Origin of the sequence: Clostridium sp. UBA6640 (genome assembly GCF_002455975.1) — a bacterium.
In the GTDB taxonomy this organism is placed as follows: domain Bacteria; phylum Bacillota; class Clostridia; order Clostridiales; family Clostridiaceae; genus Clostridium_J.
The window spans coordinates 1-23,176 of sequence record NZ_DKLM01000119.1; the positions used below are offsets into that span (position 1 = coordinate 1).

Consider the following 23,176-nt stretch of genomic DNA (forward strand, 5'->3'; position numbering starts at 1 on the left):
AATTGTATTGCTAGTAAAAAATCTATTTTAGTCATCCTCTAAAATAGATATTATTATTTAAATCAATATAATCTGTTAACACCATATAATATAAAAACATCTTATTTTAAATACTCAATAACCTTATCAACAAATAATATGCCATCTAAATGATCAATTTCATGACATAAACATTTTGCTAAATCTCTTGTACCTGTTATTGTAATTCTTTCACCATTTTCATCTAATGCTTCTACAGTTACCTTATATGGTCTTAAAACATAGCCCCATTTATTAGGAATGCTTAAGCATCCCTCAATAACTTTTCGGGAGCCTTCCTCCTTAATTATTTTAGGATTGACTAGCTTTATAAGACCTTTCCCCATGTCAATTACTACAAGTTTCTTAAGAATTCCAACTTGACAGGCAGCTAATCCACCGCCATTTTCTGTATTATACATAGTATCAGCCATATCATTAAGTATTTGTCTTATCCTATCATCTACTACTTCAACTTCTTTACACTTTTTTCTTAAGATGTCATCCCCTAACTGTCTAATATTTCTCAAGGCCATTTCCCTAACCTCCTTTATTGTATGCTTTATGATTTCCTTTCACTTTGTTCAAAAAGAAATATATCCTCGATAGAGCTATCATACAATTTTGCAATATCATAAGCTAACCAAATAGATGGCTCAAATTTTTCTGTTTCAATTGCATTAATAGCTTGCCTTGATACCCCTACAAGTTTTCCTAATTGCTCCTGAGTAAGCCCGAGAGCTTCTCTAAATTCTCTTACTCGATTTTTCATTTTTCACTTCTCCTATGTAATGTTAACCTTACATCGCAACTATATATCTATGCAATTTCCCTGTTAAGTAAACCTTACATAATAATATATATGATTTTAATTTCCATAAAAAAATTCTTTTCTATAAATGAAAAATTAAGAATGGAGGATAGAAATTGTGGACATTTCTCAACTGTAGCGGAGAACAGCGTTCTCCATAAGACCCCAATCCATTCTCATTGCCAAATATTGAACATATAGAAAATAGCGAACAGTGTTCGCCATAATCACTAGCAATTTTATATTGCTAGTTAAAAATATGTTTTAGGAAATTATTTTTCTAAAAAAATAATTTCTTCCTTAATTGTGCATTGTGAATTGTGCACTAATCTAAGTTATGCATTGTGAATTAAAATACAATAAAGATATATACTCTCATGTATTTGTATAAATAATATATAAAATTTTTCTATTGGAAAACCCAATTAGACTGTGTATAATGCCCATGCTATAATTTGTGTGAGTTTAGAATAAATTTAAGCAAAAGGGGTTAATTTTTATGGTAGAGAAAATAAGTATTAAAAAAGTAAAAGCAGATGCTGAAGAGCATTTTTCTAAAGGAGAATTCTACTGCTCAGAAGCAATAGTATCTTCTATTAAAAACAACTTTCAAATTGATATGCCAGATGAAATGATTGCTATGGCATCAGGTTTTCCAGTAGGTATTGGTAAATCAAAATGTACTTGTGGAGCAGTTACTGGAGCTGTATTATGTCTTGGATATTTCTTTGGAAGAACTAAAGGAAGCAATCCTAAAGATCCTAGAAGTGTAAAAGCATTAGAATTAGCTTATGAACTTCAAGATTCTTTTAGACAAAAACATAAATGCTTATGCTGTAGTGTTCAAACAAAAGGAATGGACATGGCGTCTGGTGAGCATAAAGCTCAATGCATACAATTCACAGGTGAAATGGCAGAAAAAGCTGCTGAAATTATAGTTAGAGAATTAAATATTGAAAATATTGATGAATAAGGTGGGATAACTCTATGGCTCAATTTATAAAAAAAATTCCACTGCCTATGGCTGGAGTCATGTTGTCTTTAGCAGCGCTAGGAAATCTTTTAGCTTCCTATGGACCTGTATATAAAAATCTTCTTGGAGTATTATCTGCAATAATTTTGCTGTTAATAACTCTTAAAATTTTATTTTATAGTAAAGCTGTAATAGAAGATTTGAATAATCCTGTAATCGCCAGTGTAATACCTACTTATTCTATGGGAATTATGCTATTATCTGTATACATTAAAGATATGTCTTTTAATGTTGGACGTGCTATATGGATTATTGGTGTTTTAATTCATATTGGACTTATACTATTCTATACAATAAAAATTGCATCAAGTTTTAACATAAAAAAATTATTTCCAAGCACCTTTATTGTATACGTAGGAATAGGTGCAGCTGGAATAACCGCTCCAGCATTTAAGCTAGCTAATATAGGACAGTTTTTCTTCTGGTTTGCCTTTATATCTTTTATTATTTTACTGCCTATTTTAATTTATAGAACAGTACTTATTAAAGGGATTCCTGAACCAGCACTTCCTACTATAGCAATTTTTGCTGCTCCTGCTAGCCTTTGCCTAGCAGCATATTTAAATTCTTTTACTGATAAAAATATGTTCATTGTTGGAATTTTAGCTATACTGTCATTTATATTATATCTAGCAGTATTAATAAGTCTTCCGAAGCTTTTAAAACTAAAGTTTTATCCAAGCTTTGCTGCCTTCACATTCCCAATGGTAATTAGTGGAGTAGCGCTAAAAGGTACTAATGTATTTTTAATGAAAGCAGAAAGTGGAATCGGATTCTTAAAATATATTATAAAGTTTCAGGAAATAGTAGCGGTATTAATTGTATTTTACGTATTGATAAAATACATAGGATTCTTAACACAAAAGAAATCAGTTCAAGCTAATACAAGTGTTTCAAAATAAAACTAAGTACCCAAAATAATATTTTTGGGTACTTTTTTATTTAGTAATATAATTGCTCACTTTTTCCCACCTCTGGAGAACTTAATCAGTGCACAATGCACAGTTCACAATTAAGGAGGAAATTATTTTTTAGGAAAATAATTTCTTTAAATAGTTTTTCCACCTCTGGGGAACAGTAGTGAAGCCCGTTAGGGTTCCCCTGAGGTGCAGTATAGTTCGGAACAACAGCAGTAAATTTAGCTAATATTATGGAGAGGCTACATTTGCTAGTTTTTATTGTAGCGGCGAACAGTGTTCGCCAGTTTCTTTTGGGATATGTTAAATTATAAGTTACAGTATTATAGCTATATTAAAATTATCTACCATAATAATACTAATCTATTTCCAATGCGTTGTAACGGTAATCGTTTGGATTTTGTGGAGAACACTGTTCTCCGCTACAATTAATCAATTCTAAATTTCTCAGTTTCTGCTGAGAAATATCCACAATTCTTCATTCTTCATTATTAATTCTTAATTAACAAGATATGCATTATATCTATATACTTCTGATTTCACAGTGCATATGATCTTCAGCTTTATGGCCTTCCACCACATAACCTTGTCCTTTAGAACAAAATATAGAGTTAGAGGTATAGTCACTATCCCTATCTTTGTTGTATGCTATTTTCTTAACTACTTCTTCAATATTATGGCATATGTCATACCCCTCAAAAATAAAACTATAACTGCCTTTTCCTTTAGTTATAGCTACAAATTCTAAAGGATAATCCATAAAGGTAGATACTGGCCCTCTTCCTTTTATTATAGCTCTTTCATTGATGCTTTCTGGACCACTGAAAGTACCATGTAATCTTTGTATGTCTGATATAACTTTTCCTACCTCATCTAAATTAATCTCAAACTTAAAATTATAATAAGGCTCTAAAAGTATATTTTCTGCTTTTTCTAGCCCCTGTCTTAAAGCTCTATATGTAGCTTCTCTAAAATCTCCTCCACTGGTATGTTTGTTATGGGCTTTTCCTGTTAACAGTGTGATTTTTAAATCAGTTATTGGAGAACCTGTAAGCACTCCATTATGATCTCTTTCAAATATATGAGATGAAACAAGATTTTGATGCCCTAATGATAGTTCATCCACATGACATAAATTTTCAAAAACTATACCACTATTCCTCTCTCCTGGTTCTAGTTTAAGATGTACTTCTGCATAGTGTCCTAGAGGCTCAAAATGCCCACAGCCTATAACTTCATTATCTATAGTTTCCTTATAGAGAATTTCACATGGACCAAAGTCTATTTCCATTTTAAATCTATCTTCTACATTCTTTTTTAGAATTTCTAATTGAATAGTTCCCATAATATGAATATGTATCTCTTTTAGTTTTTCATGCCATATAACATTTAAAGCTGGGTCTTCTTCCTCTAACATCCTAAAACATTGTAATACTTCTTTTACATTTAATTTTTCAGAAAACATTACCTTAGACTTTAATGTTGGTAAGATTTTATAGCTTGTCTTTGTTTTCAACTCTCCAAGTCCTTCTCCAACTTTAGCCTTTGTTAATCCCGTTACTGCAAAAATCTCCCCTGCATGTACCTCTTCTACTGACTTAAATTTATTTCCATTATACTTTCTTAACTGACTAACCTTCTCACTAATTTTATAGTCCTCATTTTCATAACACACTTCATCCCTTACCTTTAGAACTCCCTTTAAAGCTTTGATATAAGTGATTCTCACACCTTTTTCATCATGACGTATTTTATATACAATACCACTAAATTTTTCTTCACTTTCATATTCTGTATAAGTGAGAGTATGTAGATTCTCTATAAAGTCTTCTATTCCAACATCTAAAAGTGCAGAACCACTAAAGCAAGTAAATATTTCACTTTGTTTTATTAAATCCCTCATAGTATTTAACCATAAATTAGGATCATATCCTGCTTCTAAATATATATTAAAAAGCTTCTCATCTCTTTCAGCAATAAATTCAATAAGCTCTTCTTTCATATCTCTATCAGCTAAGGATTCATCAATAAAACATGTTTCCATTGATAGCTTTTCTTTTATTTCATTTACTACTCTCTCAACACTTGCCCCTTGTCTATCCGTTTTATTTATAAAAAAGAAAGTAGGTACTTTATATTTTCTAAGAAGCTGCCAAACCGTTTCTGTATGTCCTTGTACCCCCTCCACTGCACTTATTACTATAACTGCATAGTCCATAACTCCTATGGCTCTTTCCATCTCACAAGAAAAATCTATGTGACCAGGAGTATCAACTAAAAAATAATTATTATCTTTATATGTAAAACTTCCCTCATCTGAAAATATAGTTATGCCTCTTTCCCTTTCTATATCATGGCTATCTAAAAAAGCATTTTTATGGTCTACTCTTCCTCTTTCTTTTATACTGTGAGTATGATAAAGTATCTGCTCTGAAAATGTAGTTTTTCCTGCATCTACATGAGCTAATATTCCAATGGTCTTATTCATAAAAACCTCCAATCTAAAAATCTACAGTTTTACTTCTATTAATCTAATATTATTTAATCTCTTATAAGTTTCCATACAGCATAGATTATTAACTGAACTATTGTAATATACAACATAAAATAAAAAAACTCCGATGAAAATACAGAAAACATTTGTTTTATGGTATCAAAAGGATAAAAAATTAAGTCAAGTGTATGCAATCTTAAAAATCTTCCAATATAAATAGCATAACTTGATAAAATAGCTACTACTACAATAAACATATCACTGCTTATTTTTTTAGTTATCTCTCTAATAGATCTATATACAAATTTTAAAGATAATAATCCCATGCCTACACCAAATATAATACCTGTAGAAAGATAACAGAAATGTTTCCATACATAAGGATCTGATGTAAATATATGATCTCTCATAGTATCAATATAGTCTAATCTTGCTAAATGAAAAAAATCAGTAATCAGATATGGAGCATTAGGATAAAAGAATAACCACAATAAAAATACTACCCAATATAGTAATCTATTGCTCTTTTTTTCTTTATACTTTATGTTACCGATTATTACTGAAAGCTCAAATGGTATGTATGCTAGTGATAAATTTAAAATCATAAAATTAAATCTATCAATAAATAAAAGACTGATTAGTATATATCCCCAAAATAACACTCTAAAGGCATATATATTGAGTTTCTCTCTATTCTTTGTTTTAAGATTCTTTAATATTTCCATAGATATTCTCCTAATTAAATTTATTTAAAAATTTTAGTTTTTTATTTATTTTCATTATTTTAGCTAAATAATTACAAAATCATTTTTCCATTTATTATTATATTAACATTTTATTTCTAAACTGTATAATATTATTCTCCAATTAATGTTATCTTAAATATTAAATATCTTAACTAAATTCTTATATAAAAAAATTCACCATATTTCTATGATGAATTTTTCTTCTATAAATCCTATGCTTTTTAAAACATAAAAACTACATATTCTTTAATTTCATTACCTCTTCTTCTGTAAGATTACGCCATTTACCAATATCTATTCCATCAATTTTTATATTAATAATTCGGATACGTTCCAGACGTACAACTGTATATCCAAAAGTTTTGGTCATTCTGCGAATTTGCTTATTAAGACCTTGTGTAAGAATAATACGGAAAGTATCTTCTGTAATTCTACTCACTTTACAGGGCCTTGTTTTAACTCCACAAATTTCAACCCCTTCAGACATTCCTTTTATGAAAAAATCATCAAAAGCTTTATCAACAGTTACTATGTATTCTTTCTCATGTTCATTTTCTGATTCTAAAATTTTATTTGCAAGCTCTCCATCATTTGTCATTAATATCAGCCCTTGAGATGCTTTATCCAGTCTGCCCACAGGAAAAATATATTCTTTATAATTCATAAAATCAATTATATTATCCTTAACTTCCTTTGCTGCGGTACAGGTTATTCCTACTGGTTTGTTTAAGACAATATATACTTTATCCTTTACTGGAATAGGTTCATTATCAATGAAGATAGTATCCTCTTCTTCCACCCACTGACCTGGCTTGCAAAGCTGGCCATTTACTACTATTCTATTTTCTTCAATAAGTCTATTAGCTTCTCTTCTTGAGCAAATGCCATAATTGCTAAGAAGTTTATTTATTCTCATTTTTAAATCATTATCCTTTCACTTTTGCTTATTACATGAACTCTAATTTTTTCTTTAGCTCATATCATTTTTTATAATACATTTATAAAGATACCTTATATTCACTTAGTTCACAATGAAATAATATTACCATTTAATTGCCTATTAATCTATTTATAATCAATTAATTTTCCGCCTATTTTCTTTAAAATAGGTATTAAAATCAATAATAATATCCCAACTACAATGGTAGATATAATTACTTCATTTAAATTAATAATACTGCTATTTAATGAAGAAATTATAATTAAAATATTAAATGGCATTATAAGAGAAACTCCTGTAATTAATCCTGGAGAATACTTTTTTAATATAATAGTTAAACTCAAATGAGGAAAAACAACATTAAATATCATTGCTCCCATAAAGCCAAAGAAAAAATATTTTAATATTAAAACTTCAGGAAAAAATATAAATAAGCCTGTTGCTAAATATGCTAATATTGTAATTACCAATACAGCAAAATGAAATTCGTCATTGCTAACTTGCTTATAAAACTTTTGTGTATATCTTGACCACCGTGGTATCCAGAGTGCTTCTTCCATATTATGCAATGTTATTGAGAAAAGAAAAAGTAAATATATACTTGGTGTATTCATTATGCTTTATACTCCTTTAATCCATATTTACATAAATTATAACATATTTTACATTTAATTCATATTAGTTATCACAATGCTTTTTATTATTTTATTACCTATTTATTTTAATCACTATGACAACATTTTTAAATATTATTTATTAAAAATTTTATATCAATATTTAATACGTCACCATGGCTTTTTTCCTTCAAGCCAGCCTTGCTCTTCCCAATGGTTCCTATCAGTCTCATTCCAACTACTCTTTTTCTGCATACCTTTCATAGCTGTAAATATAACTTTTGTGAACAATCTAGGCTTCAAAGTATTTGATTTTGCCACAGTTTTAGAAATTTTGTCAGCAAGAATTCTAAGTTCCTTTATAATTTGATCTTTAGTTTTACTATTTATCCCTTCCCAGCTCATAGCTCCAACGTTCTTCCTAAATGAAAAAACTCTTTTTGCTCCCCAAAAATCAAGGGATTTTTTCATAGTTTTATTAGTGTGTGAGGTGCCAGCACCTGCTGCTGTTGATAAAACTAATCCTATTTTGCTGAACATTAAGGATTCAGGTCTATGAGACATCCATATATAGCCAAAGTGATCTAACAAAGCTTTCATTTGACCACTAACATCGCATACATACACTGGTGATGCCAAAATAATTAAATTTGCTTCAAGCATTGATTGTTTAATATTATTAACTTGATTATAATGAGGGCAAGTATTTTCTCCTTTTAAAAAACAAGAAAAGCAGCCATTGCAAAAATGCGGCATATCCTTTGGTAAAAAGAATTCCGTTACCTGTACATCTGTAAAATTCTTTAAAAGTTCCTGAACACAATGATATGTACTCCCTTTATGCATTGCTCCATAAATCACAGTTATTTTCATCATATTATCCCCCTTATTTTATTTTCTTTCTCCATTATTTTTCTATATTCTTCATTATAAAAATCATTCCTTTTAAGATTTAAACTACTACCTTAATAAATTAATATATATTCTAATAACTAAATATTCTTAGTTATATATAAAAACTACAATAAGGTTTATTTCCACAAATTTTGCTATAGTATCGTTGCCATTATAAGATTTATATTTAGATTATGTTATAATATTATAATAATGTAATTTAATTATAACGAAAGAAGGGGTATGTTATGAAAATATATAAATGTACTATTTGTGGTTATATCTATGATGAATCAAATAATAAAAAATCATTTGCAGAATTAGATGAAAGCTGGACATGTCCGTTATGTACTGCTCCAAAGAGTATGTTTGAACAAATTAATAATGATAAAGCTGAAGAAAGCACATCTATTGAAAATGAAAAGAAAATAGATTCATTAGATTATTTGGGGGAATATACAAGAAATAGTGATGATGTAGAAACACATATGGCTATTATACATGAGATGGCTAAAACGGGGAAATCAGTTATCTCTCCTATGAGAACACAATTACCTATTGTTTCTTGGGATGATATTTTAATCTTAGGGGCACAATTAAATCCGTTTCCTTTAAATGAACATGACTTTGTAAACACACAAACTATTATAGGTAAAAAAGCAAAGAGACCTATGGTAATTGAAAGTCCTATTTATATTACACATATGTCTTTTGGTGCATTATCTAAAGAACTAAAAATAGCATTAGCAAAAGGTTCAGCAGAAAATAAAACTGCTATGTGTAGTGGCGAAGGTGGTATTTTACCTGAAGAAATAGATGCTTCTTATAAATACATATTTGAATATGTACCTAATAAATATAGCGTTACAGCAGAAAATCTAAAAAGAGCAGATGCTATAGAAATAAAAATCGGACAAGGAACTAAACCAGGAATGGGTGGACATCTTCCTGGAGAAAAAGTGACAGAAGAAATTGCCAAAATCAGAAATAAGCCTATGGGAGAAGATATAATAAGTCCTTCTCGCTTTGAAGAGATTAATTCAAAAAAAGACTTAAAAAAATTAGTAGATGATTTAAGAGAGTTATCTGATGGAAGACCAATTGGAATAAAGATTGCGGCAGGTCATATTGAAAGAGATATGGAATTCATAGCTTATGCAAAACCAGATTTTATAACAATTGATGGACGTGGAGGAGCAACAGGAGCTAGTCCTAAATTACTTAGAGATGCAACTTCAGTACCGACTATTTTTGCATTATATAGAGCTAAAAAATATATAGACAAGCATAACCTTGATATAGATTTAGTAATCACAGGAGGACTTAGAGTTTCCTCAGATTTTGCAAAAGCAATTGCAATGGGAGCTGATGCTGTAGCAATTGGTAGTTCTGCTATGATGGCAGCTGCTTGTCAACAATATCGTATTTGTAATGGTGGAAAATGTCCAGTAGGATGTGCAACTCAAGATGAAAAATTAAGAAGTAGATTTAAAATAGAAAAAAGTGCTAAACGTGTAGCTAATTTCTTAGATGCAAGCTTAGAAGAATTAAAAACATTTGCTAGAATATCTGGTCATAGTGATATTCATGATTTAAGCGTAGAAGATTTATGTACAGCTAATTCAGAAATATCAAAATATACAAATATTCCTCATGTTTAATACTGAATATAGGATTCCTTAATGGAGATTTAATTTATGCACGATTTTAATTTGCATAATAAAATTTTTACAATGAATTAAAAATGAAGAATGAAGAATGAAGAATTATGGTTAAAACTCCACCATCAAAGCCTTTGGAGTTTCTTAAAACAAACTTGATTTTAGAAATTCACTACAGTGAATTTCATCCTAAATTTTTCATTTTTAATTATTAATCCTTAATTTCTAAAGGATTAATCTGTTTTATACGAAATTTATTTTTCAAGGCATATATTGTGTTTTCACATTGTATCCTTATAAAACAAGCCCTATGAAAATCATTAATTACATAGATTTTCATAGGGTTTTAATTCTAATATATATTTAATTAATAATTTTTAGCTTCCATTGCAAAATAAGCTTGTGGATGAGCGCATACAGGACACATTTGTGGAGCTTCTACGCCTTCATAAATAAATCCGCAATTTGAACATTTCCATATAGCTTTTTCTTCTTTTTTAAATACTTTTCCTTCTTCTAAATTTTTAAGAAGTGCAAGATATCTTGCCTCATGCTCTTTTTCTATTTTACCAACTTCTTCGAAAAGAAACGCTATTTTATCAAAGCCTTCTTCTTTAGCGTCCTTTGCAAAATTAGCATACATATCTGTCCATTCATAATTTTCTCCAGCAGCAGCATCTTTTAAATTTGCAGCTGTATCTCCAATACCATCATGTAACAGCTTGTACCATATCTTAGCATGCTCTTTCTCATTTCTAGCAGTTTCTTCAAATATCTCTGCTATTTGAACATATCCTTCTTTTTTTGCTTTTGAAGCATAATAAGTATATTTATTTCTTGCTTGTGACTCCCCTGCAAATGCTTCCATCAAATTTTTCTCTGTCTTTGTTCCTTTTAAGTTACTCATAAGTGTACTACCTCCTACCATCTTTTAATACATTTGTATAGTAAAATTTTCCTTTACATAGATTATAACAAATATATGTTTTGGCTACAATGATATACAAAGGAAATTATGAGGTTATATTTAAAGATAAAAAGATTTAAGTTTATCTTTATCAATCTAAAGGTTCTTTTAACACTTTCTTCTGAGTTTTTCTCATTAGTGGACAAAACTCTTCTCTCATTCTACAATTGCATATATAAATTTATTAGACTTGGAAAGTTATGGCCATCATCAATAAAAAACTGTAGATATTCATTATATTTTTCATAATTTTCCCTATAAACTTCTAATATATCTATCAAAGTCTTTCTAGCTTCCTTTAACTCATAACAATTCAAATTTAAGATCTCTATTGTACAGATTGCTCTCATATATTCATTGCTATGTTCATCATTACTTTTTGGTATTATTTCTCCATTAGCAATATTATAACTAAAATAAATCTCTGGATTATCTATAACTGGATTTATAAATTCTTGATCATACTTATTTTTTTTATAAATTCCACAACTATTTTTCTGATTGCATGAAACTAAAAGGTTATTATAATTTTGAAACTCTTTTGGATAGTTATCTCTTGGCCTAATGTGCTCTATATGCCCATCATTATTATCGTATATCCTCTTTTCACAATAAGGGCAATATTCATTTTGTTCTATGATTAAAATATTTTCCTTAATCTTAGTCTTTATATCATCCTTATTGTAATCATTCCATGATTTAGGAGAGTGCTTTTTCTTATATTCTAATAAAAAATTTGGCTCTTGTTCTTTATTAATTTTTAGCATTTTTCTTGTTCCTAACAGATATATCAAGCCTTATTCTCATAATGTCTTTATCCAAATCTCCTAAATACTTTCTTATATAATTAAATGTTTCTTTAAATTCTTTTGTATCATATAAATTTTTATTTAATAATTCATAGACTTTATTTAATTTAATTGTAATATCCTCATTTCTTAAGCTATCTACTTTCATAGTTGTACTTAATATATCACTTATATTTTTTCCATAAGTTTCATTTAATTCATTATTATCAACAAGCTTAATACCATCTTTATCTTTCTTCATAACACGCAATTGTTTTGATTCTATATTACCAATAATATGTGGTGAATGAGTTGCTATAATAAATTGATTATTTTCACCTATACTTTCATAAACGTCAATTATCTTTCTTTGCCACTCTGGATGCAATGATATTTCTGGCTCATCAATTAAAATCACAGAATTATTTACTTCTAAAAATTTTAAAGATAATGCTCTTAAAAATAATTGTTTTTCTCCTGAAGATAATCCAGTAATATCAAATTCTTTTCCTAAACTATTTCTGAATATAGGCTTTGTTTCACTAGTTTCAGAAAGACCTACCAACTTAACCTCTAAATCCATAACACTAAATATGCTATTTATATCATCACAAACTTTATCTATAACTTCACCTATGGTTTTATTTCTATTTTTAAATATTTCTTTATTTATTTTAGTTGCTATAAATGATGGTATGTTTTGAGTCATATTTTGATCAATCACATTTTGAAAATCTGGTGTGAAATTCAATGTGTTATCCACTTTGCTAACTTTTTCAAAATTAATTTCTGCTGGCATGTATACAATCTTAGGATCATCTTTATCAAAATTAAAACAATGTCCATCAGGATCTAATATACCACATTCATTATCTCTTAACTTTACAGTTACTGTATATAACGCTGGTGTTAACTCTACGTTATTGTTTCTCACTACTTTATATCCTCGTTCATCTATGTCAAAAGCGTCATAAATACTTTTTAATAATGTAGTTTTTCCAGAGCCATTTTCACCAATAATAACAATAGTATTTAATATATTTTCATTTAAATCTTTAAAATCTATCTCTAAATTATTAAATAGTTCATGATCATTGTATTTTATTTTTTCTATCTTCACTCTCATACAGCTCCTTTCCTTAAGACTATTATACCTCAACATATTCTTTATCAACCATAAGAAAAATTTAAACTTTAAATTTAACCCATCTTGCCTCCTCCCAAAATACCACTTATAATTAAACCATACTAATTTTTAGGAGGTACTCAAATGAAAATCTACGACAAACTAGTAAGAGATAACATCCCTGGAATAATAGAAAATACGGGCAAAAAATTTGATATACATTATGCTAAAGAAGAAGAGTTTCTCTCACTACTTGAAGCAAAATTACAAGAAGAAGCCTTAGAATTTTCCCAAGATAAAAATTTAGAAGAACTTGCAGATTTAATGGAAGTTATATTTGGGCTTTCCTCTGCTTTAGGATATTCTGAAGAAGATCTTTTAAAGAAAAGAGAAGAAAAAAAGCTTGAAAGAGGCGGATTTAAAGAAGGCATTGTTCTTGAGAGAGTTTATGAGGATTAATAATAAACAACAAAGCACATGATATCTTTTCCTAAATTGTAGGAATTAGATACATGTGCTTTTATAGTATAATTATATTTCTGAATAATATTTTTATCTAAATTGAATATTTTTACTTATATTAAAACTACATTCTATACTTTAGCCCTATTCCTTTTTGTCTAATCTCTCTTTATAAAATCTACTAGTTCTATAATCTATAACATCCTTAAAATGTTCTATGAATGCTTTATTATTTTCAAATTTCTTTAATTCTTCGCTTATTGAATAACTGCCCTCATTATCTTTAAAGAATTCCCCTGCGGAGCTTACAAAGGCATCTCTTGGATTTCTAGCTATTTTTAAATACTCTTTTTTGCCCCAAGTCTTATAATCCTTACCGGACTTGTCCTTTAGTAAATCTACACTATTTGAGGGCTTGCTATAAAACTCTTTGAAGCTTATGTATATTTCATCTTCTGTTATAGTACGTTTAAAATCTCCTTCATTATAAAATGCTAGAAGTAAAGGCATTTTATAAGTTTTACTCATATAGGTACTTTCAATTTTCTTTATAAATTCATAAGCTGAAGTGTTTATAAGCCCCTTTTCATCTTCAGTAAGCTCATTTATGCTATTTAAGAATCCTAAGTAATTATTGAAAATATTTATTTTAGCATTCGAACGTATATTGTCATAAATATCATCATCCATGTATTTATACATTTGAAGCCTCGTTGGTCTTTCCCCTACTTCAAATTTTACTCTATAGAATTCTTCTATTATTCTATCTGTTATCTTCTTTTGTTCCTCTTCCATCTTCTTAAATAAATCTGCTAACCTAAAATCAAAATTTACAATACAATCTTCTGGATATTCTTCTGCTCCTTGAATATGCCTATGCTTACTTTTGGGGTCTATATTTTTTATATCTCCACTTAGAAAAAATGGTATTAAATTAGCTTTTTTATAGTTGCCTATAAAGTCTAACACATTGACATATGTCTTATCCTTATGTCTTCTAAGTCCCCTACCAAGCTGCTGCAAAAATATTGTAGGAGACTCAGTCGGCCTTAAAAACATAACCATATCTATAGAGGTAATATCTAATCCCTCATTAAACATGTCTACAGAAAATAGAACTTTTATTTCTCCACTTTTAAATTTGTTTATAGCTTCTTCTCTTTCCATAGAATATTCCATTTTTTCTCCACTAAGTACAGCATATGCCTCTACTCCATTTTCGGAGAAATACTTGGCCATATAATTTGCATGATTTCTGCTAGAACAAAAACCTAAAGCTCTTTTGCTACTATATCTTTTATAATGATTTAATATTAAATCTGCTCTTTTCTCTATCATTAAAGCTTTTTCTAACTCTGAACCATCATACTTACCATTTTTAAAATTTATCTTTTTATAATCTGTTTCATCATAAATACCATAATATCTAAAAGGTACTAGCCAACCCTTATTGATTGCCTCTTTAAGCCTTACTTCATAAACTACTTCATGATTGCATATCTCAAATACGTCTCTATTATCCATTCTCTCTGGAGTGGCTGTTAATCCAAGTAAAAATTTTGGTGTAAAATACTCTAATATATTGCTATAGTTTTTAGATACAGCATGGTGAAATTCATCTATAATTATGTAATCAAAATAATCTCTTTTAAAGTATTCCTCACTTAAATATTCCTTACGCCCCAAAGTTTGTACCGTAGCAAATAGAATATTTACATCCTTACTCTTTTCCTCACCCGTAAAAAATCCCATACTGGTATTAGGTCTAACACAAGCAAAGGATTCCTTAGCCTGTTTTAATATTTCTTCTCTATGTGCTACAAATAATACCTTTGAATAATCTTTCGAATCAAAGGCTGCTAAATAAGTCTTTCCGATACCTGTAGCTGCTACAACTAACCCTCTGTCAAAGCCTTCTTTCCTAAACTTTTTCAGTTTATATAATGCTTCTATTTGACCTCCTTTAGGGACAGGATAGTTTATTATTTTATTTTCTTCCTCATTATCTTCAACTTTTTCTAAATCTAAAAACAACTTTGGTCTTTTCCACTTCTTTGAATATCTATCTAATTCATTATCATCTACTATAATAGAATAGTTATTAAAAAGATTTTCAAAGGTATCTTTATATTTCTGAAAATCTCTCTCATTACTATCCTTAGAAATTCTATAGTTCCACTCTATACCACTTGTTAACGCAGATTTTGAAATATTTGAAGATCCAATAAATATATCTCCATTCTCTTCATATTCAAATATATAAGCCTTAGGATGAAAGGATCTATTAGGTACATTGTAAAATCTTAAATCCACTTTGTCAGAAAGTGCATCTTTTAAAAGAAAAAGCGCCTGAGGCTGAGTTATGTTAAGGTAGTTTCCTGTAAGTATTCTTATACTCGCACCTCTTTCTATAGCTTCTTTTAAATCTTCTGCTATAAGCTTTACTCCTGATTCCATCAAAAAAGCAACTATTATATCAATATATTTAGCTTTTTTAAAAGCCTCCTTAAGTCTTGGTAAAAGAAAATCATTATCTCCAGTAATACAATTGCTTAAAGTATCTATTTCTTTATGCGCTACACTCTCTAAATTAATCCTATTCTCTTTCACATGTTCCTTAATATAAGTTTTTTCACTGCTTTTTTCTTCTATTTTATCTATCCCCATAACTTTATCCTCTATTTAGCAAATTTATAATCATCACTTACTTAATGTTAATTTTATAGTTATTTAATCATCTAAGCTTCTTAATATCTACTTTGCTAATCAATCTTTTTATTCTTTTAATTCAGATTATTACTACTATTTTACCATAAATAGATAATACTTCATATATTATCATGTTCTAGAATTGATATCCTATTTTAAGTTTGCTTTTAGAAATTTCTTCTAGAAAAAGTAAAAATAAATTTAATGAAGTTGTAGCCCTACCCTGTATCAGATGACTCAAGCATCATAGGTATAAAATAAAAAATTCACCATATTTCTATGATGAATTTTTATTTTACTATTCACATATCTAACTAAAATATTTATTCTTTAACTTTTATATTCTATAGAAATTAAAGAACTTCTCTTTCTTTTCTAGTAATTCTTGGAGGTTTCCACTTTCAACTATTTGTCCATTTTCCATATATATTATCTCATCATATAAGCTTAATAATTCTTCACTCATTTTATGAGTAATTGTGATTAATGTTAGATCTTTTATATTTAAAAGTTTACTTTCTATGTCATAGGCTGTTTGCATATCTATAGCTGAGGTACCTTCGTCTAGTACAAGTATTGGTGTTTGTTGAATTAGAGCTCTGGCGATTGCGATTCTTTGTCTTTGTCCTCCTGAAAGATTACTGCCATTCTCACCAACCAAATAATTTAGCCCATTGGTTGTTTCTTCTATAAACTTATTTGCACCGCTTAATTTTAAAACATCATTTATTTGTTCTTCCGAGAATTCTTTATATAAGCAAATATTATCTTTTATAGTTTTATCAAACATATAGACATTTTGATGTATAATAGAAATCATTTTATTTAACTGTTCTATATTTAAATTCTTAATGCTATTTCCATCAAATTTTATATTTCCGCTGAAATCAGAATAATATCCTAGCATTAGCTTTATTAAAGTAGACTTACCGCATCCGCTTTCCCCTACTATTGCATATTTCTTGTTTTTATCTATCTTTAGACTTATATCATTAATAATAGATTTTCCATTACCATAGCTAAAAGACAGGTTTGATATCTCTAAATTATTATTAAAATTTGGTTTATCCTTACCTGTAAAGTCATTATCTTTATAGGTAGAAAATTCATCCATCCTTTCAATTATAGGTTTAACGCTATTAAGCTTAGGAAGATTGCTCATTATCATTATTACAGGTTGCACAAAAGTACCTGAAAGCTGAACAATAGCAATAAGCATTCCCATGGTTAAGTTCCCCTTTATAACTAAATATGCTGATAGAAATATAGCTACAAATTGTGTTCCCATACCTAGTGATTGAGATAGAGATTCATTTATTACAAATATTTTATCAGCTGCAAATTTTGCATTAGCTAAATTGACATTTTCTTCTTCAAATTCTTTACCTATACTATCTTTTAAATTATATGACCTAATAGCATCATATCCAGAAAATATATCCTTAAGTTTAGAGGTAAAGAATGATAGTCTATTTGAAAGTTCCAATTGTTTCTTTTCTAATGCTTTTCCAAAAAGACTTGGTACTATAAAAATTAATAGCATACTTATGAATATTCCTAATGTAACCAATGGACTTAAATATAATAAGAGAATAACTGTCACAATAAACATAACACCATATTGAAAAATTAAGAGTAATGGAACAATATAATTCTCTTCTATTAATTTCATATCATTTGTTAATACTGAAATATAATCCGCTGTATTTTTAGAATTGAAATCCTTATAGTTTCTTCTGAGTATACCAAAGAATGTCTTGTTTCTTAGCATCTTTAATAAGTTTCTAATAAATATTTTACTTAAAATATCATATATAAAATATAGTAATCCTATAAGAATACCATATCCTACTGAATATATTAATATCCTTCTAAAACCTTCCATATTTCCAGCAGCAACATAATCTATAGTAGTTTGGATAAATAATGATAATCCTACCAAAGCTGCTGATGATATTACGCTAAATATGACTGTTAATAATAATAGCAGCTTGTTTTTCTTAATACATTCTCTCATAACACTTCTCCTAATTTAAATAATTTTAATTAAATAGCTATCTAATTAATTAGATGATTATTAAATTCACATTATTATCATATTAACAAATTAGATATTTGTCAAATAAATTATATAAATATCTAATTTATTTTAGGAATTAAAGCTGTGTTAATGAACTCTGTTGATATTTGATAAAACAAAGAAATATTCTATAATAAGAGAAAGAATACTTGTTTGGAGATATCTATATGCCGTTAAGAGAATTACTAACAGAAATTAATAAATTAAATTTATTAGACCTACATTATTTTAAAAATTTTTATCAATTCACTTTCGTCATTTTCAGCTAAGAAAAATAATTATTCAAAGTTATTTACTTTCAACTAATGAAACTTTTACTTATTAAAACATACCAATTTTAATAAACCTATTATTAACTGACATTGAAAACTTTACTGAAGAATATATTACTAACATTAAGAAACATAGAATTTATAAAAAAGTGAGGTGAAACATTTGGCTTTACATTATCAAGAATACGGTGATAAGAGTGCTTCTTTGATGCTATTCTTACATGGTGGCGGAGTAAGTGATTGGATGTGGGATAAACAAATTCAATATTTCACTCATTATCATTGCATTGTTCCGATCTTACCTGAACATGGATTAAACAATTGTGAAATTAATTTTTCTATAAAAGGTAGTGCAGAAGAATTAATTAAATTAATCGAAGAAAAAGCAAGGGGAAAGAAAGTAATTCTAGTTGGTTTTTCATTGGGTTCTCAAGTAATTATCCAAATATTAAGTATGAAACCAGATTTAATCGATTTTGCAATAATAAATAGTGCTTTGGTCAGACCAATTTTATTCACCAAAAAATTAATAAAACCTACTATTAGATTATCCTTTCCATTAATTAAAAATAGATGGTTTTCCAAACTACAAGCAAAAACATTGTATGTAGGTGAAGACTACTTTGAAAAATATTATAAAGAAAGTTGCCAAATAAAGCTTGACACACTTATTAGAGTACTGGAAGAGAATATGTCCTTTGAAATACCTAAAGATTTTAGAAAAGCAAACGGAAAGATATTGGTTACTGTAGGTGAAAAAGAAAAAGCTATTATGAAAAATTCTGCAAAAGATATTGTAGAAGCTAATTCAAATTGTATAGGCATGATTATACCTAAAATTGGACATGGAGTTTCTTTAGCAATGCCTGATTTCTTTAATCATATGATAGAAGCGTGGATGCATGAAGATAGTTTACCAAAAGAGTGTAAAGTGATAAATTGATATTTACTGTTATTACTGATATGAGTTTTAATTGAATCAAAAAATAGAAGGACTTCATAATTGTGAGTCCTTTTATTTTAAGTGGAAATCAACAATATTATTTAATATAGCCAAAATAAAAAATCTCCCAGCTATACTGAGAGATTCTACTATAATAATGTACTATTAAGTTCATCTATAAAATTTTTTAATCCAATTTTGTTTAAATTGTAATATACCTTACCTTGTTTCTTTTCAACAACAACCATACCACATTCTAATAATGATCCCATATGATATGAAACTGTAGCTGGAGTAAGATTCAAAGCTTCAGCTATCTCTAAACTATATTTAGGTTCAGCTTTTAAAAGAGATATTATTTCTAATTTACTTTTATCACTTAAGGCTTTTAATTTTAAAACAAGTTCTCCTTTGTTTCCCATAGAATTAACATACTCGTTGTATGTAATCTCATATAATATTCCCACAAAATATGTATCTTTAAATTCAAATAATGAAGTTCCAAATGATAACGTAGGAATTATATTAATTTTACTAGTATCATTTTTTACAATATTATTTAATACCTCACATTTATCTGAATTAACATATTTAATATAATTACTTATTAATTTAGATAATGACTTCTCAACAGCTTTATAAGCTTCATTATAAGCATTTCCATTCTCTTCTATTGTTTTAATTAATGATTTATAATACTTCTTAGGATCATTTAAAATAATCATTAACTTCCATTTAGTATCTTCTTTAATCTCTAATTCTTTTATAAATTCTATTATATTATTTAATGTACTAATAGAATCTATAGTTCTCTCTTGTTCAAATTGCTCATTATAAACATCTAAAATTATAGCTTTAATCTCTTCATTTGTCATATTATCTATGGAATTTATTAAATCTTCATTATTGATTAGAGTAAATGCAATTACTAAAAAAATAGCTGTATCATCTTCATCAAAAAAGAATACTTCACTTTCATTAACAACCTTATATTTATTAAATGTCTTTATATATTTATCAAGAATCTTAAGATTTTTTTTGAAAAATAGTTCTCCATTAATTCCATTATTATTAAGTTCTTCTATTAATAAATTAACAACTTCATCATAGTTCTGGCTCATATAAATCAATCCAAATATTTCACAAATGGGATCTAATTTATCAAGTATTTTAATTCCCATATTAATCACTCCCATAAATTAGTTTACTAGAATATCCATATTATATCACAAAAGCTAATTTAATATATCTATCCATAATATTTATAAAATTGGCCCATGTAATACAAATTCTATAATAATCAAATACTCTAATGATTTAAAAATAAACAAAACTAGTATCAGAATAGCTATGCATAAAGTCCTTATACAGCTAAGCCAATTAGTTAATTATGTAATAGCCCCTTTTTCCATTATTTATGGTGTATAATAAGCTTTGGGGTTATTTTTTACTACATATGGATGCATGCTTAAATCTTAACTTATTAACCTAATAATTGAAAATTAAGAATTGGGTATTGAAAATTAGAAATAGATTTTTAGTTTCTAACTAATTATGTAGTTTGCGAAGTTGCTTCCAATACTTAATACTTAGAGTTCAATTGAAACTGTATAGTTATAGAAGAACTGGCTAGCACTGTTCACTCCTGCAATAGAACACTATCAAATGTAATGTTAGTTAAATTTATTAGTGTTGTTCCGAACTATACTGCACCNNGAGGTGGAAAACTAGCAATTGTGTTGATAGTTAAAAATTCATTAAAGAAATTATTTTGATTAGAAATAATTTCAACATTAATTGTGCATTTTGCATTGTGAATTGTGAATTAAAATTCTGAGACGTACACATTAAGTTTCAAGATAGTTTATCTATATATTTAAGTATGCCTAGGTTAACCTCTATAATATGTCTTTAGGAGGTAGGTATGAAACGCAATAATGATTTTACTAAAGGAAGTGTGCCCAAAAGCATACTAAGCTTAGCATTACCAATGACTTTAGCTCAATTGATCAATATACTTTATAACATAGTGGATCGTATGTATATTGGTAGAATTCCAAATGCATCAACTTTGGCTCTTACCGGTATTGGAGTTACATTTCCTATTATTACAATTATAATGGCATTTGCTAATCTCTTTGGTATGGGTGGAGCACCGCTTTGTTCTATTGCTAGAGGTAAAGGAGATAATGAAGAAGCTGAAAAAATTATGGGCAATTCCTTTGCTCTTTTGATTATATCTGGCATAGTACTTACAGTATTAGGATTAATTTTTAAAAAACCACTACTTTTTCTTTTTGGTGCTAGTAATGCTACGTTTTCCTATGCTAATGACTATATTGGTATTTATCTGCTAGGAACTATCTTTGTTATGATTAGTCTTGGAATGAATAGCTTTATTAACTCTCAAGGTTTTGGCAGAATGGGTATGATGACTATTCTTTTAGGTGCTATTGTAAATATTGTCTTAGATCCTATTTTTATCTTTGCATTTAATATGGAAGTTAAGGGCGCAGCATTTGCTACTGTAATATCACAGTTTTTATCATCACTTTGGGTATTAAAGTTTTTAACGGGAAAAAATACAATATTAAAGCTTAAATTTAAAAACTTTAAAATAGACTTATCCATATTGAAAAGAATTGTTTCTCTTGGATTATCTACCTTTATTATGGCACTTACTAACAGCGCTGTTCAAATTATTTGTAATATTACTTTACAATCTTACGGTGGAGACTTATATGTAGGTATTATGACAGTTATTAATTCAATTCGTGAAATTATTATGATGCCAGTAAGTGGTATTACTAATGGCTCACAACCTGTCTTAGGATTTAATTACGGTGCAAAAGAATATAAAAGAGTACAAAGTGGAATTAAATTTATGTCTATAGTTTGTATTCTATATACAACTTTAATTTGGCTTATTTTAAGAATGTTTCCAGAATTCTTTATACGAATATTCAATAGCGAACCTGAACTAATTCAAAATGGTATTCCTTCAATGAATATTTATTTCTTTGGTTTCTTTGCTATGTCATTACAATTTGCAGGACAATCTACCTATGTCGCCTTAGGTAGATCTAAACAAGCAGTATTCTTTTCACTACTTCGTAAAATAATTATTGTAGTTCCTCTTACTTTAATTTTGCCAAGAATGTTCAATTTGGGAACTACAGGAGTATTTTTAGCAGAACCAATTTCAAACTTCTTAGGAGGAACAGCTTGTTACGTAACAATGCTATTTACAGTTTGGCCATCTCTAAAAGAAGAAAAAAGTAATTGTATAAATTTATAAGAAAATTTTCATTTAAGTAGGTAATTTGAAATATATTATAAAAAAAGTCATAAGCTTTAAGTTTATGACTTTTTTATATGATATATATCAGTTGTAATATTTAATATATCTGCAAGAATAATTGCTTCTTTCTAGCATTATAATTAGAACTGCGAATATTTCTCATAAGAAGCTGAGAAATTTAAAATTGATTCTTTTAAAATTATGAAGTAACTTTCTATGAAAAACTACCAATTGTAGTATCTCCATAGTATTAGCTGAATTTATTAATGTTGTTCCAAACTATACTGCACCTCAGGGGAACCCTAAAGGGCTTCACTACTGTTCCCCAAATGTGAAAAAGCTAGCAATTGTATTGCTAGCAAAAAATCTACTAAAGAAATTAGTTTTGATCAAAACTAAT

At 28.1% G+C, this 23,176-nt stretch carries 19 protein-coding genes; 6 read left to right on the forward strand and 13 right to left on the reverse strand.

Annotated elements, in window-relative coordinates:
* Positions 1 to 101: 101 nt before the first annotated feature.
* Positions 102 to 554, reverse strand: coding sequence for a peptide deformylase (gene def, locus B2W91_RS13065; protein ID WP_291581577.1), 453 nt, complete (start codon positions 552 to 554; stop codon positions 102 to 104).
* A gap of 26 nt (positions 555 to 580) precedes the next feature.
* The gene (locus B2W91_RS13070) at positions 581 to 790 is read right to left on the reverse strand and encodes a helix-turn-helix transcriptional regulator (RefSeq protein ID WP_291581580.1); all 210 of its coding nucleotides are present in this window, start codon (positions 788 to 790) and stop codon (positions 581 to 583) included.
* A 538-nt stretch (positions 791 to 1,328) separates the two neighbouring features.
* On the opposite strand from B2W91_RS13070, the gene B2W91_RS13075 reads away from it, so the two are divergent.
* Positions 1,329 to 1,802 (forward strand): C-GCAxxG-C-C family (seleno)protein, encoded by a 474-nt coding sequence (locus tag B2W91_RS13075; RefSeq protein ID WP_291581582.1) that lies wholly within the window; start codon positions 1,329 to 1,331, stop codon positions 1,800 to 1,802.
* 14 nt (positions 1,803 to 1,816) lie between these two features.
* Entirely contained in the window at positions 1,817 to 2,764 is a 948-nt protein-coding gene (locus tag B2W91_RS13080; RefSeq protein ID WP_291581585.1) for a TDT family transporter, read from the forward strand.
* 538 nt (positions 2,765 to 3,302) lie between these two features.
* Here the strand turns inward: B2W91_RS13080 and B2W91_RS13085 are convergent.
* The 5 genes from B2W91_RS13085 to B2W91_RS13105 form a co-directional block, all read right to left on the reverse strand.
* Entirely contained in the window at positions 3,303 to 5,267 is a 1,965-nt protein-coding gene (locus B2W91_RS13085) for a GTP-binding protein (RefSeq protein WP_291581588.1), read from the reverse strand.
* A gap of 53 nt (positions 5,268 to 5,320) precedes the next feature.
* On the reverse strand, positions 5,321 to 5,998 hold the full coding sequence (locus B2W91_RS13090; protein WP_291581591.1) for a DUF1361 domain-containing protein: 678 nt from the start codon (positions 5,996 to 5,998) through the stop codon (positions 5,321 to 5,323).
* Positions 5,999 to 6,254: 256 nt separating this feature from the next.
* Complete coding sequence (locus B2W91_RS13095; protein WP_291581593.1) at positions 6,255 to 6,935, reverse strand: pseudouridine synthase; 681 nt, start codon at positions 6,933 to 6,935, stop codon at positions 6,255 to 6,257.
* Between the two features lie 149 nt (positions 6,936 to 7,084).
* The gene (locus B2W91_RS13100) at positions 7,085 to 7,573 is read right to left on the reverse strand and encodes an HXXEE domain-containing protein (protein ID WP_291581595.1); all 489 of its coding nucleotides are present in this window, start codon (positions 7,571 to 7,573) and stop codon (positions 7,085 to 7,087) included.
* A 171-nt stretch (positions 7,574 to 7,744) separates the two neighbouring features.
* Positions 7,745 to 8,449 (reverse strand): flavodoxin family protein, encoded by a 705-nt coding sequence (locus B2W91_RS13105; protein ID WP_291581598.1) that lies wholly within the window; start codon positions 8,447 to 8,449, stop codon positions 7,745 to 7,747.
* A 266-nt stretch (positions 8,450 to 8,715) separates the two neighbouring features.
* Between B2W91_RS13105 and B2W91_RS13110 the strand changes: the two genes are divergently transcribed.
* Complete coding sequence (locus B2W91_RS13110) at positions 8,716 to 10,128, forward strand: glutamate synthase-related protein (protein ID WP_291581600.1); 1,413 nt, start codon at positions 8,716 to 8,718, stop codon at positions 10,126 to 10,128.
* Between the two features lie 367 nt (positions 10,129 to 10,495).
* On the opposite strand, the gene rbr is transcribed toward B2W91_RS13110, so the two are convergent.
* The 3 genes from rbr to B2W91_RS13125 form a co-directional block, all read right to left on the reverse strand.
* Positions 10,496 to 11,035: a rubrerythrin gene (gene rbr / locus B2W91_RS13115; protein ID WP_291581603.1), complete on the reverse strand. Its 540-nt coding sequence runs from the start codon at positions 11,033 to 11,035 to the stop codon at positions 10,496 to 10,498.
* A 221-nt stretch (positions 11,036 to 11,256) separates the two neighbouring features.
* Positions 11,257 to 11,862, reverse strand: a complete 606-nt coding sequence (locus B2W91_RS13120; protein WP_291581604.1) for a retron system putative HNH endonuclease — start codon at positions 11,860 to 11,862, stop codon at positions 11,257 to 11,259.
* Positions 11,849 to 13,003, reverse strand: a complete 1,155-nt coding sequence (locus tag B2W91_RS13125; RefSeq protein ID WP_291581607.1) for an AAA family ATPase — start codon at positions 13,001 to 13,003, stop codon at positions 11,849 to 11,851. Before B2W91_RS13125 ends, B2W91_RS13120 begins: the two co-directional genes overlap by 14 nt.
* A 150-nt stretch (positions 13,004 to 13,153) precedes the next feature.
* Here B2W91_RS13125 and B2W91_RS13130 point away from each other — a divergent pair, with 150 nt between their 5' ends.
* Complete coding sequence (locus B2W91_RS13130; protein WP_291581608.1) at positions 13,154 to 13,468, forward strand: nucleoside triphosphate pyrophosphohydrolase; 315 nt, start codon at positions 13,154 to 13,156, stop codon at positions 13,466 to 13,468.
* Positions 13,469 to 13,615: 147 nt separating this feature from the next.
* Here B2W91_RS13130 and B2W91_RS13135 read toward each other — a convergent pair whose 3' ends face one another.
* A complete protein-coding gene (locus B2W91_RS13135; protein ID WP_291581609.1) occupies positions 13,616 to 16,138 on the reverse strand; it encodes a DEAD/DEAH box helicase family protein in 2,523 nt (840 codons plus the stop codon).
* Between the two features lie 379 nt (positions 16,139 to 16,517).
* A complete protein-coding gene (locus B2W91_RS13140) occupies positions 16,518 to 18,197 on the reverse strand; it encodes an ABC transporter ATP-binding protein (RefSeq protein ID WP_291581610.1) in 1,680 nt (559 codons plus the stop codon).
* 498 nt (positions 18,198 to 18,695) lie between these two features.
* Between B2W91_RS13140 and B2W91_RS13145 the strand changes: the two genes are divergently transcribed.
* Positions 18,696 to 19,475, forward strand: coding sequence for an alpha/beta fold hydrolase (locus B2W91_RS13145; protein WP_291581613.1), 780 nt, complete (start codon positions 18,696 to 18,698; stop codon positions 19,473 to 19,475).
* Positions 19,476 to 19,624: 149 nt separating this feature from the next.
* On the opposite strand, the gene B2W91_RS13150 is transcribed toward B2W91_RS13145, so the two are convergent.
* The gene (locus B2W91_RS13150; RefSeq protein WP_291581615.1) at positions 19,625 to 20,656 is read right to left on the reverse strand and encodes an ArsR/SmtB family transcription factor; all 1,032 of its coding nucleotides are present in this window, start codon (positions 20,654 to 20,656) and stop codon (positions 19,625 to 19,627) included.
* Positions 20,657 to 21,399: 743 nt separating this feature from the next.
* Here B2W91_RS13150 and B2W91_RS13155 point away from each other — a divergent pair.
* Positions 21,400 to 22,773: an MATE family efflux transporter gene (locus tag B2W91_RS13155; protein ID WP_291581617.1), complete on the forward strand. Its 1,374-nt coding sequence runs from the start codon at positions 21,400 to 21,402 to the stop codon at positions 22,771 to 22,773.
* Positions 22,774 to 23,176 lie beyond the last annotated feature (403 nt).